At 58.3% G+C, this 12,313-nt stretch carries 12 protein-coding genes; 6 read left to right on the top strand and 6 right to left on the bottom strand.

The window, feature by feature from the left end; translation table 11 throughout:
• Positions 1 to 70: 70 nt before the first annotated feature.
• Entirely contained in the window at positions 71 to 1,144 is a 1,074-nt protein-coding gene (locus ACR0M2_RS10720; RefSeq protein WP_170351137.1) for a porin, read from the bottom strand.
• Between the two features lie 283 nt (positions 1,145 to 1,427).
• On the opposite strand from ACR0M2_RS10720, the gene ACR0M2_RS10715 reads away from it, so the two are divergent.
• The 4 genes from ACR0M2_RS10715 to holA all read left to right on the top strand — a co-directional run bounded on the left by ACR0M2_RS10715 (position 1,428) and on the right by holA (position 6,026).
• Positions 1,428 to 1,913 carry a DUF3576 domain-containing protein gene (locus ACR0M2_RS10715; RefSeq protein ID WP_480705034.1) on the top strand — a complete coding sequence of 162 codons (486 nt, stop codon included), beginning with the start codon at positions 1,428 to 1,430 and terminating at the stop codon, positions 1,911 to 1,913.
• 72 nt (positions 1,914 to 1,985) lie between these two features.
• Positions 1,986 to 4,523 carry a leucine--tRNA ligase gene (gene leuS / locus ACR0M2_RS10710; RefSeq protein WP_480705032.1) on the top strand — a complete coding sequence of 846 codons (2,538 nt, stop codon included), beginning with the start codon at positions 1,986 to 1,988 and terminating at the stop codon, positions 4,521 to 4,523.
• Positions 4,510 to 5,001, top strand: coding sequence for an LPS assembly lipoprotein LptE (gene lptE / locus ACR0M2_RS10705; protein ID WP_480705030.1), 492 nt, complete (start codon positions 4,510 to 4,512; stop codon positions 4,999 to 5,001). The genes leuS and lptE overlap by 14 nt, the downstream gene beginning before the upstream one ends.
• Positions 4,998 to 6,026, top strand: coding sequence for a DNA polymerase III subunit delta (gene holA / locus ACR0M2_RS10700; protein ID WP_480705029.1), 1,029 nt, complete (start codon positions 4,998 to 5,000; stop codon positions 6,024 to 6,026). The genes lptE and holA overlap by 4 nt, the downstream gene beginning before the upstream one ends.
• Here the strand turns inward: holA and ACR0M2_RS10695 are convergent.
• Positions 6,023 to 7,204, bottom strand: a complete 1,182-nt coding sequence (locus ACR0M2_RS10695; RefSeq protein ID WP_480705027.1) for a TIGR03862 family flavoprotein — start codon at positions 7,202 to 7,204, stop codon at positions 6,023 to 6,025. The two genes, holA and ACR0M2_RS10695, sit on opposite strands and share 4 nt — an antisense overlap.
• A 48-nt stretch (positions 7,205 to 7,252) precedes the next feature.
• Between ACR0M2_RS10695 and ACR0M2_RS10690 the strand changes: the two genes are divergently transcribed.
• Positions 7,253 to 7,549, top strand: a complete 297-nt coding sequence (locus ACR0M2_RS10690) for an HNH endonuclease (protein WP_425081799.1) — start codon at positions 7,253 to 7,255, stop codon at positions 7,547 to 7,549.
• Here ACR0M2_RS10690 and ACR0M2_RS10685 read toward each other — a convergent pair whose 3' ends face one another.
• Genes ACR0M2_RS10685 through ACR0M2_RS10675 form a run of 3 tightly spaced genes read right to left on the bottom strand, consistent with a single transcriptional unit; the run spans position 7,550 to position 9,632 of the window.
• Positions 7,550 to 8,287 carry a VOC family protein gene (locus ACR0M2_RS10685; protein ID WP_480705026.1) on the bottom strand — a complete coding sequence of 246 codons (738 nt, stop codon included), beginning with the start codon at positions 8,285 to 8,287 and terminating at the stop codon, positions 7,550 to 7,552.
• A complete protein-coding gene (locus ACR0M2_RS10680) occupies positions 8,284 to 8,892 on the bottom strand; it encodes an enoyl-CoA hydratase/isomerase family protein (RefSeq protein ID WP_226689243.1) in 609 nt (202 codons plus the stop codon). Before ACR0M2_RS10680 ends, ACR0M2_RS10685 begins: the two co-directional genes overlap by 4 nt.
• Positions 8,889 to 9,632, bottom strand: a complete 744-nt coding sequence (locus tag ACR0M2_RS10675; RefSeq protein WP_170351063.1) for an SDR family oxidoreductase — start codon at positions 9,630 to 9,632, stop codon at positions 8,889 to 8,891. The genes ACR0M2_RS10680 and ACR0M2_RS10675 overlap by 4 nt, the downstream gene beginning before the upstream one ends.
• Before the next feature lie 139 nt (positions 9,633 to 9,771).
• Between ACR0M2_RS10675 and ACR0M2_RS10670 the strand changes: the two genes are divergently transcribed.
• Complete coding sequence (locus ACR0M2_RS10670) at positions 9,772 to 11,295, top strand: DUF2125 domain-containing protein (RefSeq protein ID WP_480705024.1); 1,524 nt, start codon at positions 9,772 to 9,774, stop codon at positions 11,293 to 11,295.
• Between the two features lie 49 nt (positions 11,296 to 11,344).
• On the opposite strand, the gene ACR0M2_RS10665 is transcribed toward ACR0M2_RS10670, so the two are convergent.
• Positions 11,345 to 12,271 (bottom strand): hypothetical protein, encoded by a 927-nt coding sequence (locus ACR0M2_RS10665; RefSeq protein WP_480705022.1) that lies wholly within the window; start codon positions 12,269 to 12,271, stop codon positions 11,345 to 11,347.
• Positions 12,272 to 12,313 lie beyond the last annotated feature (42 nt).

The raw sequence follows: 12,313 nt of genomic DNA, 5'->3' as shown, positions 1-12,313 counted from the left end.
ACACCATGTCGGCAAAAAAGAAAAGGGCAGGTCCGAAGACCTGCCCTTAAACTTTGCGGTTCAACCCAACTTAGAAGTTGAAGATTGCACCAAAGTCAGCCTGGATGGAGTCTTCGCAAACCGAACAATCGTTGCGGCCGATACCACCGACCAGCGACGCGCCGCCGCCCAGGTCATAGCTTGCGCCGATAGCAATCTGCTGAAGGTCAGCGTCCGCGCTACCGTCACCGTAGGTGAACAGCAGGGTGGTTGCTGCGCCCAGGTTGTAGGCACCCGACACACCCCAAGCGGTGCCGTCGGTTTCATAGAAGCGAGTACCGATCAGAGCAGGAGCGGTATTGTCTTCGTCAGCCACGAACAGGGTACCCGAGAAGTCACCGAATTCAGCACCCAGGGTGAAAACCAGCAGTTCTGGATCCGAAACACCCGAAACACCAGCGTCAGTTTGACCATAAGCAATAGCTGCGGTGATGTTGTTGAAGGTGTAGGTCGCGCTCACGTCCCAACGGTCGGCGTCGATGGTGCCGCCCAGGCCGTCGTTCAGGAAGATGGTGCGCTGGTCATACGATGCGCCGAAAGCGAAGTCGCCAACTGCGTACTGGAAGAACACTGCGTTCGCACCCGAACCAGTCGAGGTGTACGACAGGAAGCTGTAGTCAACACCCGAATACTGACCTGCGAACAGTTCCAGACCAACTTCGTTACCGTAGTAGTTTGCCAGGTTGTCGAACGAACCGGCAACGTTGCCGGCGTCAACACGCAGACCACCGTAGATAACCGAGAAGCGCGCGCCGTTCAGGCCAGCGGAGTTGGCTTCGCCGGTCGACGAGTTTTCGTCGGCTTGCAGACGAACACGGCCTTCAAAGCGAACGCCACCGTCGGTTTCAGTGAAACCGTCGATGTTCAGACGGAAGCGCGATACCAGGATCGCGTCGTCGGAATCAGCAAAGGTCGGGATGACACCTGCTGTAGTTCCGCCGTTCACGGTGGTCAGAGTGGCAGCAGTTACGCCGGTCGCATTGGCGCGATCTTCAACGTAGCCAATACCGAAACGGCCATAACCGCTCAAGTTTACACCGGAATCAGCCGCTGCAACACCTGCGGTTGCAATCAGAGCTGTCGATGCGAAGAGAACTTTTTTCATCTTGTTTCCCTCGGTTTCAAAAGTTTTTCTACTCGACACATGCCTCAGCACATGTCTCAGCACGGGAACCGTTTCGCTCTTTTTGCCCCCAACACGCAAGCTTGGCATAAATGACTCGGCTGCATTGAGGGAAAATTGGTGCAAGGATGCCACAGTCTGTTTTTGGGCATCGGTAAGCCCTACGACCACTGATATGTGACAATAATAGGGTTGTTGCTGAACGGGTCCTTGTCTAGGAGTAACAATTGACAACGTTGACCAAAGTGAACAGGACCAGTCGATAATGCGCCTGCAGACGATTTTCGGTTTGATCATAATGACTGCTGCCGCGTCCGCCTGCGGACAGAATCGGGCCGCACCAACCGAGTACACTACGAATCTCGATGCGGGTAAAACCGATGAGCGCCAGCTCAACGATCCGAATCGCGAGACCATCTGGGATGTGTTCAACACGGCCAATGCTGAACAGATCACAAATGTGAATCGCTATCTTTGGACGGCGTCGCTGGATGTATTGAATTTCCTGCCGGTTCAGGAAGTTGATCCCTTTACCGGGGTAATCGTGACCGGGTACGGCACACCTCCGGGTGGGGGGCGGCAATATCGCGCGACGGTTCACATCAGCGACCCGGCCCTGGCGGCGCGGTCTCTGTCGGTCTCGCTGCAGACCAGTGGGGGCGCTCCGGTCAGTGCGGCCACGACCCGCGCAGTCGAAGATGCAATCCTGTCCCGCGCCCGTCAGTTGCGCATTGCGGACAACAAGTTCTAGCAACTCGTCGAAAATCACACTAATACCACGCCGGGTTCCTACCCGGCGTTTTCATTCACGAAGGACCGTACGATGTCTCGCTACTCGGCCAACGAAATCGAAGCAAAATGGCAAGAGGCCTGGGACAAGGCCGGAATCTTCACCGCCAACCACAAGGCGGACAAGCCGAAATACTATGTGCTTGAGATGTTCCCTTACCCGTCGGGCCGAATCCATATGGGACATGTGCGCAACTATACGATGGGCGACGTGATCGCGCGACACAAACTGGCGACCGGCCACAACGTATTGCACCCGATGGGTTGGGACGCCTTCGGAATGCCCGCGGAAAATGCCGCCATGGCCATCGGTGGCCACCCCAAAGACTGGACCTACGGGAACATCGCCGACATGCGGGGGCAAATGAAGCCATTGGGCCTGTCGATCGATTGGTCGCGTGAGTTTGCAACCTGTGACCCAGAATATTACGGCCAGCAACAGGCGTTGTTTCTGGATATGCTCGATGCTGGGCTTGTTTACCGCAAGAACGCCGTTGTGAATTGGGACCCGGTCGACATGACCGTTCTGGCCAACGAACAGGTGGAACAAGGGCGCGGCTGGCGCTCGGGCGCGTTGGTTGAACGCCGCGAGTTGACCCAATGGTTCTTCAAGATTTCGGACTATTCCGAGGAACTGCTCGACGCACTGGACACGCTGGAAAACTGGCCCGCAAAGGTCCGCTTGATGCAGGAAAACTGGATCGGCAAGTCACGCGGCCTGCAATTCGGGTTCGAGCGCACGGACGGAGGCGAACCGATCACCGTCTATACGACGCGCCCCGACACGCTGCTGGGCGCGTCGTTTGTGGGCATCTCGCCGGATCACCCGATTGCCAAGCAATTGGAAGCCGAGAACCCCGAAGTTGCTGAATTCGTGGCTGAATGTCGCAAAGGTGGCACCACCGAAGAAGCCATCGAAACGGCTGAAAAGCTGGGTTACGATACCGGGATCCGCGTCAAGCACCCGCTGGACCCAAGCTGGGAACTGCCAGTTTGGATCGCCAACTTCATCCTGATGGACTATGGCACGGGCGCGATCTTTGCCTGCCCCGCGCATGACCAGCGCGACTTGGATTTCTGCCGCAAATACGGCCTGCCCGTGGTCGATACGTTCTTTGCGCTGGATGACGCCACTCCGGTCGACAAGATCGCCTTCGTGCCGCCCAAGACCGAAAAAGTCCGTTGGGTGAACCATTTCGCGGGTCTCACCGAAGCCACGGGTGATGAGGCCATCAACGCCACCGTGGATTTTGCCGAAAAGGCAGGCTGGGGCGAAGGCGTCACCAAATACCGCCTGCGAGACTGGGGCCTTTCCCGCCAGCGCTATTGGGGTTGCCCGATTCCCGTTGTCCATTGCGACAGCTGCGGTGTGGTGCCCGAGAAGAAAGAGAACCTGCCGGTCCGCCTGCCCGATGATGTCACCTTTGACAAACCAGGCAACCCGCTGGACCGTCATCCGACCTGGCGCGACTGTTCCTGCCCGAACTGCGGCGCCCCGGCCAAGCGCGAAACCGACACGATGGATACGTTTGTCGATTCGTCGTGGTATTTCGCCCGCTTCACCGCCCCGCGCGCCGAAACGCCCACTGATCTGGCCGAGGCCGAATACTGGATGAATGTGGACCAGTATATCGGCGGCATCGAGCACGCGATTCTCCACCTGCTCTATTCCCGCTTCTTCGCGCGGGCGATGAACATCACGGGCCATCTGCCCAAAAAGGCCATCGAACCTTTCGATGCGCTGTTCACCCAAGGCATGGTGACCCACGAGATTTACCAGACCCGCGACGAAAACGGCCGCCCGGTCTATCACCTGCCCGAGGATGTGACCGACGGCAAACTGGCAGACGGCACCGAGGTCGAGATCATCCCTTCGGCCAAGATGTCGAAATCCAAGAAGAACGTGGTCGACCCGGTCAGCATTATCTCGGCGTTCGGTGCCGACACCGCGCGCTGGTTCGTGCTGTCCGATTCGCCGCCCGAGCGCGATGTGGAATGGACCGCGTCCGGGGCCGAGGCCGCCTATAAGCACCTTAACCGGGTATGGAACCTCTGCGACAAGATCGGGGCCATGAACCCAGCAGCCGAAGGGGAAGGCGATCAAGAGCTTTTGCGCGAGATGCACAAGACCATCCACGACGTTACCCTTGGCGTTGAGAGCTTTGGCTTCAATGCAGCGATCGCGAAACTCTACGCCTTCACCAATACGCTGGCAAAATCCAAAGCTGGCGCTGCGGCGCAAAAGCAGGCAATAAAAACGCTGGCGCAGCTGATGTCGCCGATGACGCCGCACCTTGCAGAAGACATCTGGGCACATCAAGGCGGCGAAGGCTTGGTGGCGGTAGCCCCATGGCCCGTTGCGGATCAGGCGATGCTGGTCGACGACATGGTGACCCTGCCGATTCAGATCAACGGCAAGCGCCGCGCGGAAATCAGCGTGGCCAAGGATTTGGCCAAGGACGAGGTTGAAAAAATCGCGCTCAGCACCGAAGCTGTGCAAAAGGCGCTGGATGGCAATGCGCCTAAGAAGGTTATTGTTGTCCCGGGCCGGATCGTAAATGTCGTTGTTTAACCGCAGAATCCTGTTGATGATACCGCTGGTGTTGGCTGCCTGCGGCTTTGAACCGGTCTACGCGCCCGGTGGTTCGGGTGCGGCCCTGAACGGCAAGGTCGCCGTTTCAGCGCCAAACTCGGTCGACACCTATTTGCTGGTCCAAAATCTGGAACAGCGGCTGGGGCGCAGCGCGACCTCGGGCAGCGAATACAATCTGAATGTAAACGTCTCGATTGCTTTCCAGCGGTCAGCGATCACTTCGACGAACGAAACCAACCGCTATACCATCGAAGGCAGGTCGAGCTACACGCTCAAATCAAACGAGACCGGTCAGGTCATTGCCTCGAGCACGGTCGAGAATTTCGTCAGCTATTCTGCCGCCGGATCGACAGTGTCCACGCTGGCGGACGAACGCGACGCCCGCAAACGCCTGATGGCGATCCTATCGGATCAGATCGTAAACGAACTCTATGCTGCGCCAGGCCTTGGTTCATGAAGCTCAGCCCGCGCGAGGCTGAAGGGTATTTCGCCCGGCCCGACACCGACAAGGCCGGGCTTTTGATTTATGGTTCGGATACGATGCGCGTGGCACTGAAACGCCAGCAGGTTCTGTCGGCACTTCTGGGCGCCAATGCCGAAGAGGAAATGCGCCTGACCCGCATTCCGGGCACGGATTTGCGCGGCGATCCCGCACTTTTGTTGGATGCGGTCAAGGCCGTGGGGTTTTTCCCAGGCCCCCGCGCCGTATTCGTCGAAGACACCACCGACACCGCCGCCCCGGCGATTACCGCCGCGTTCGAGGATTGGGCCCCCGGTGATGCCCAGATCATCGTCACCGCCGGGCAGCTGAAACCAAGCTCGAAAGTCCGCAAGGCGTTCGAGGCGCATCCCGCTGCCTATGCCGTCGGCATCTATGACGACCCACCCTCGCGGACCGAGATCGAACGCATTCTGACTCAGGCCGGGTTGCAGAACATCCCTCGCGATTCGATGTCTGCCGTTGCTGAACTGGCCACCGGCATCAGCCCCGGAGACTTCACGCAAACCATTGAAAAACTGTCGCTCTATAAACGTGGAGACAGTTCCGAACTGGCCATCGAAGATATCGAAGCTTGCGCGCCCCGCTCGACCGAGGCAGCGTTGGATGATGTTTTAAACGTGGTCGCTGAAGGCCGCGCCGGAGAGATCGGTCCGCTGATCCGACGGCTGCAATCACAGGGCACCAATGCGGTCAGCCTGTGTATCGGCGCAACCCGGCACTTTCGCACATTGTATGCCTGTGCCTCGGACCCCGGCGGGGCGGCACAGGGCATCGGTAAGCTGCGGCCACCGGTCTATGGCAAACGCCGCGACCGGATTTTACGCCAGGCCCAGGGCTGGGGGGCACCGAAGTTGCAAACGGCTCTGACAGTTCTGACTGATACTGACCTGTCACTGCGCTCAGCTGGGCAGACTGCGCCTGCCATGGCACTGGTGGAACGCGCAATGATCCGTCTGGCTATGCTGGCCCGATCCCGCTAACCGGTGCGCAACCAATCCACAGCCGAACGCCCGGCCCATCGCCCAGTCGCCATGCAAGCGGTCAGCAGATAGCCCCCGGTCGGAGCTTCCCAATCCAGCATCTCTCCGGCGCAGAACACGCCGGGCATTGCAGTCAGCATTAGCCCCTCGTCCAGCGCTGTACATCTGACCCCACCAGACGTTGAAATGGCTTCATCCATCGGGCGCAGGGCAGCCCCGGAAACAGGAAGTTGTTTGAGTGCAGTGGCCTCAGAGGATTGCGGCAATCCACAACGTTTCGACATCTCATGGAACAACGCAATCTTTTGCCGCGGCAGCTTCAATGACTTCTTCAGCCATTGTGACAGTGTGGTCTTGGATTTCTTTGCATCCAACCGAGACTGTAGCGCCACTGCGTCCAGATCGGGCACAAGATCGACTAACAGGTCCGCACCGGCGCGCAAAGCCGGGGTCAAAGAATACAACCCGCCGCCCTCAAGCCCCGTTGCCGATATCGTGGCTTCTCCGCGGCTGTCCAGCTCTCCGGCCATCCAACGCACCGATTTCAGCGCCGCGCCGAAATGCGGGGTCATGTGGGGACTCCAGTCAACGGACAAGGCGGAATTCGCCGGGGCGAAGGGTGTCAGCGCGACGCCTTTCTGTCGCAAGGTATCCGCCCATTGACCGTCTGACCCCAACCGCGCCCAGCTGGCCCCGCCCAGCGCCAGAATGGTCACATCCGGCTTCAGGCTCTGTGTACCTTCAGACGTATCGAAAATCAGCGCATCGCCGTCCCATCCCAACCAACGCCAGCGGGTTTGTATCCGAACGCCCGCGCCCTCAAGCCGCCTCAGCCATGCGCGCAACAGCGGCGAGGCTTTCATCACTGTCGGGAAAACCCGCCCGGTCGAGCCGGTAAACAGCTCTTGCCCCAAGCCCTGCGCCCAGTCTTGCACCCCAGCGGCGTCGAATTCGGCAATCATCGGGCGCAGCCAACCAGCCGCCTCTCCGTAGGACTGCAGGAAGGTTTCGAACGGTTCTTCCTTGGTCAGGTTCAGACCCGACTTGCCCGCCATCAGAAACTTGCGTGCGACTGATGGCTTGGCCTCGGCTACCAGCACGTCATGGCCAGCAGCTGTCAATTCCCCTGCCGCCATCAGGCCTGCGGGTCCGGCCCCGATCACCACTGCCTGCGCCATGTCTGTCCCCTTGCCTTTCACGCCATCCAGCGCAAATTTGTACCTGCCATGTCAGACAGCGATCCAATCTGCCCGCTTTGTGACCGCCCTATTCCGGATGGGGGCGGCAGCCTGCACCATCTGATCCCAAAACTCAAAGGGGGCAAGGGCGGACCCACGGTTTTGCTGCACGTGATTTGCCACAAAGAAATCCACGCCACCCTGACCGAGGGTGAATTGGCCCGCACTTTCAACACGGTCGAGGCCTTGCGTGCCCATCCGCGACTAGAAAAATTCCTGATCTGGGTGCGCAAACGACCACCCGGATTTCGGTCGAAAGTTCCAGGCAAGCGACGTGGGCGCTGATCAGCCAGGCCGCACCGGATCACCAAAAGCATCCCTCAGGGACGTCGACAGCCCCTGAACCTCTAACCCCCTGTAATCCGGAGCCGGCGCAAACTGCGCCCCGGCGATGTGCTGGAATTCCAGCGTGGTATAGGGACGTTTCCAAAGCCATTCGCGGTTCTCAACGGACCAAAGGTCCAGATTAGGCGGCACATCATCGGTGAAGGCATAGAAATGCAGGTCGAACCCGTATTGGGCCACATCCTGCACTGAAAGCAGTTGCATGCCTTGCGCCCGACAGAACGCATCCTCGGCGGCTATGTCCCCTGTCCGCAAGGTGATCTGGCCGATGCAGGCTTTGGCGAATGGTGCGGCAGGGTCGGCTGCGTTGTCAGGACGGTTGCCCTGAAAGTCGTGTTGCAGCAGCTCGATCACAAACCCTTCGGGGTCTTTCAGGTGGCACATATAGCCGATGTCGCGGAACTGTTTCGGCTCCGAGACCTCGACGCCTTTTTCACGCAGATAAGAAACGGCCAGGTCAACATCGGGCACGGTAATACCGATCTTCCAATACCGCTGTCCACCATCGTGGGCATATCCGCCCCCACCCGGCATCAGCAGCAGGTCCGCGTCCTGGCCACCATAGCCAATGCGATAATTCGCCCCCTGCGCACGCGCCGTCATACCCAGAACATCCGTATAAAAATCAGTCAGTTGCTTGGGGTCGGCAACACGCAGAAGCACGGCGGACAATTTCATTGGCACATCCTTGCGATTCCAGCGGCAATTCGGGGATCGGCGGCCAGGCTGTCTGCCACCAGTTCATGCGCCGTTGGCATCAGTTGATCAGGGTCGACAACCCGGTCGACCAGACCGAAACCGTACGCTTCCTCTGCCGTGATCTTTTGCCCGGCCATCAGAATCATCTTGGTGCGCGATGACCCGATCAGGGCAGCCATACGCACCGGGTCCGAGGGTTGCGGCAAAAATCCTAGCTTCATCACCGGATAAAAGAACTTGGCTTGCGGCACTGCGATTCGGAGGTCACAGGCCAGCACCATCCCGTTGGCACCGCCCGCCAGCGTCCCGTTCAAAGCAGCCACCGTCAGACACGGCAAGGCCGCGATGGCGCCTGACAACCTCTCCCAAAGATCCGAGGTCGCCAGTCCCGCACGGACCTCATCCAGATCGGCCCCGGCGCTGAACACCTTACCCTCACCTGTCAGGATCAGGGCCCGCGCCTCATTAGCAGCTTCGGCGATCTCAACCAGTTCACTCAGCATCGCCTCGGTCAGTGCATTGGCCTTTTGCGGGTTGTTGAGTGTGACCGTCCACAACCCGTCCTTCTTGGTTAGTTTGATCACGTCAGCCCTACCCTTTGCCGGATATCTTCGCGTCGCAGCGAGATTTCTGAGCCCAGAAACTCATCTGCATCCGTCGAACACATCCACAGCAATGCCCGTGCAGGCCAATCGGCGGGAATGTGATCATCCCAATCCAGCTGGCTAACGGCATTGATGCCGCTCGCCTTGATCACCCGCTGCATATCCGTGGCCACGGTGCCCGGCGACAGGCCCATAGCACGAATGCCGTGCATTGAATTTTCAAGATGCAGGCATTCGGTCAGCATTTTAGCCCCGGCTTTCGAGGCGCAGTAGTGGCTCCACGCCTCGATCGGGTTTGTCGCCGCGCCCGAAGAAACCGTGATCACCGTGCCCCCACCCGCCGCGCGCATAACCGGCAACGCGGCGCGCATTCCGTAGAAGACACCTTTGAGGTTGATGTCGATTGCCTGGCTCCACGCGGCGACATCGGCATTGGACAAGTGAAAGATCGGATCAATTACACCCGCGTTGCCGATCAAAACGTCCAACCCGCCAAAACGGTCGATACAATCCGCGACGGCCTGTTCGACCTGCGCAAAATCGCTGACATCGCATTGCAGCGCGATAGCATTGTCACCCAATGCAGCAGCCAGCGCATCAATCTGGTCGAGGTTACGGGCCACTAGCGCGACATTTGCCCCCGCTGCGGCAAATACGCGCCCCGCCTCGGCCCCGATGCCACGACTGGCCCCTGTTATCAGTACGGTTTTACCCTGCATATGGACCCTGTACCTCCGTTGTTTTTAGATTGTGTGAATCTTTACCGTGCCAACGGGGAAAGGGTCCAGCCCTTGCCCCTTGACGCCTGCGGCCTCAGGCACGACGATGCCGCCAAATTTGATCAAGAAGGGTTCTCAAATGTCCGCTTTCCTCCGCCGCAGCAGCGGCGCAGTTCTGGCCTATGCCGTTGTCACTCAGGGCGCATTCGCCGATGTCACCGCCCAGCAGGTTTGGGATGATTGGCAGGCCTACCTGTCCCAGATGGGCTATACGGTTTCGGCGGAACAATCCAACTCGGGCGGGGTGACCACGATCACCGATATGAATGTTGCCTTGTCTTCGCCGGACACGGACGGATCGTTCAAGATGACCGTCCCGCAGATGACCCTGACTGAAAATGGTGACGGCACAGTCAGCATCGGTTTTCCCGAAAGCTTTCCCATGACCCTGTCCGGTGAGGAAGAGGGCGAGGCGTTTTCCGTTGATATCGAGTACTACCATACCGGGCTTGAGATGGTCGTTTCGGGCCAACCGGACGATATGACTTATGACTATTCCGCGCCCACACTTGGTCTGAAACTGGGTGGCGTACAGGTCGAGGATGAGACCCTGCCCAACGACATGCTGGCCATGGATTTCAAACTGACCGACTTGTCCGGAGATTCGCGGATGAAGATCGGCGAAACCCGCACAGTGGACCAGAAAATGACCGCAGCCGGGCTGACCTATGATCTGGGATTCACCGATCCCGAAGGGTCAGATGATGGCAAGATCAACGGGTCGATGAACCAATTGACCTTCGAAGGCACCAGCGTGATCCCCGAAGATTTCGACGGCACCGATCCGCAATCCTTCTTCAACGGCGGGGTCTCATTCTCGGGTCTGTTCACTTACGCTTCGGGTCAGACCGCGATTGAAGGGACGAGCGAAGGTCAGGCATTTTCGATGGCCACCCAATCCGAAGGTGGCCGGTTCGGCGCCAGCTTGGATGATCAGCGTCTGGCTTATGATGTCGAACAAAACAGCGCAAACCTCGCCGTGACTACCGCCGAGCTGCCCTTCCCAATCGAGATGGCAATGGCCAAGACAGGGTTAGGGTTCGAATTCCCGGTGCAACAATCGGAAGAAGAGCAGCCCTTTGGACTGTCGGTCAACGTAACCGATTTCACCATGTCGGACGTGTTGTGGAGCATCTTCGACCCGGCAGGAGCCCTGCCGCGCGACCCGGCAACCATCGCGCTGGACGCCACCGGAACCGCAAGAATCCTGACGAACTTCTTCGATCCGGCCGCCATCGAGGCTCTGGAAACATCTGGCGAAGCACCGGGTGAGCTGAACTCGCTGAAGATCAACGAATTGCTGGTCTCAATGGTCGGAGCTAAATTGACGGGTGACGCGGACTTTACTTTCGACAATTCCAGCACCGAGGAATTCGACGGGCTGCCGACCCCGGCCGGCGTGGCGAACCTTCAGCTGGCGGGCGCCAACGCATTGATCGACACGCTGATCACCATGGGCGTGATCGGCGAAAGCGACGCGATGGGTGCGCGGATGATGATGGGCCTGATGGCCGTACCCGGCGACGAACCGGATACGCTGAACTCGAAAATCGAGTTCACGGAAGATGGCCAGATACTGGCCAACGGTCAGCGCATCAAGTGATGTTGGGGGGCGAAGCTCAATATTACCAGAGCTTCGCCCGCTAACTGACTCAGGTCTGCAAATCCAACTCGTGGACTAGAGCTCGTGCGATACGCCGTCCGGCGGTTCGACCATTAAAATACGCGGGTGTCGGCAGATCCTTAGCAATGCTCTGCATGTGGAACCGGTACATCCCCTCATAAAATTTGAAGTTGGTCTCACACAGAAAAAATTTCCCGGTTTCTGCGCATGGAAGAATGTCATGCGCGTAAAGCCCGACGCCCACAGCATTCTTGACGTTTTTCGCGATGTCGCGGATTTGGTCAATATTGGGTTTGATCAGTAGGTCGTGAAAATGTGTTAGCATTTCAGCATCGACCGGCGTCCCCCGAGTTCGGACATTGAGTCCTTTTCCGGCTCTTATCCACGAAAACAGGACCTGTTCGCCTACCGCCATGGCACGAATGGATACATGCCAGGGCTTACCTTTGTATTCGTATTTGCAATTGATGTAATCGGTGTTGTACCGCGTGGAATCCAATTCCCTTTCGTCACTCACGAGTTGGACCGGAACATGCGCGTTTGACACTTCGTTCGAAAAAACAGTTCCGAAACTGTCACCCACCTCAATCAACCTAGGCATGGGAACGCCCGCGACCGTCAAAACCTTGTTCTGGCGGACTTTGTGGCCAATGACGCGCCCATGTTCAACGGAATGCAGTACCTTGTGACCCAGAGCAGCAAGCTCTGTTTCACGTGCGCGCAGCCAGTCTACTTTTTGATGCTGAACGACGAAAAGCTCATTGTAATGCAGCAAAACATAGCTTTTCGGATCTGTTGTCGGGCCGCGCTCAATCAGTTCCCGGAAAGGCAAAACTTCAGCAGGGACTTGCAGCTTGGTAAGAACCCTTGTGAAATGGCTGATGATATTGCTCGACCCTTTGCCCGCGGCAACGACATGCGGCTCGTCAAAATCAACTACGAAAAACTGAGCCAAGCCAAGCTCTCCTATTTGCCTTCACTTGCCCGGGTGAAAGTT

The sequence above is a fragment of the Ruegeria sp. BE10 genome (genome assembly GCF_056538905.1).
The sequence above is the reverse complement of the archived record's forward strand: the minus strand, read 5'-3'. Positions and strand labels throughout refer to the sequence as shown.

Excerpts from the sequence above, each read along its gene's own strand:
- lptE (WP_480705030.1), top strand. The coding sequence starts at position 4,510 with ATGTCGTTGTTTAACCGCAGAATCCTGTTGATGATACCGCTGGTGTTG.
- ACR0M2_RS10695 (WP_480705027.1), bottom strand. The coding sequence starts at position 7,204 with ATGGCGCAGGCAGTGGTGATCGGGGCCGGACCCGCAGGCCTGATGGCG.
- ACR0M2_RS10720 (WP_170351137.1), bottom strand. The coding sequence starts at position 1,144 with ATGAAAAAAGTTCTCTTCGCATCGACAGCTCTGATTGCAACCGCAGGT.
- ACR0M2_RS10675 (WP_170351063.1), bottom strand. The coding sequence starts at position 9,632 with ATGCAGGGTAAAACCGTACTGATAACAGGGGCCAGTCGTGGCATCGGG.
- ACR0M2_RS10690 (WP_425081799.1), top strand. The coding sequence starts at position 7,253 with ATGTCAGACAGCGATCCAATCTGCCCGCTTTGTGACCGCCCTATTCCG.
- ACR0M2_RS10715 (WP_480705034.1), top strand. The coding sequence starts at position 1,428 with ATGCGCCTGCAGACGATTTTCGGTTTGATCATAATGACTGCTGCCGCG.
- leuS (WP_480705032.1), top strand. The coding sequence starts at position 1,986 with ATGTCTCGCTACTCGGCCAACGAAATCGAAGCAAAATGGCAAGAGGCC.
- holA (WP_480705029.1), top strand. The coding sequence starts at position 4,998 with ATGAAGCTCAGCCCGCGCGAGGCTGAAGGGTATTTCGCCCGGCCCGAC.
- ACR0M2_RS10670 (WP_480705024.1), top strand. The coding sequence starts at position 9,772 with ATGTCCGCTTTCCTCCGCCGCAGCAGCGGCGCAGTTCTGGCCTATGCC.
- ACR0M2_RS10685 (WP_480705026.1), bottom strand. The coding sequence starts at position 8,287 with ATGAAATTGTCCGCCGTGCTTCTGCGTGTTGCCGACCCCAAGCAACTG.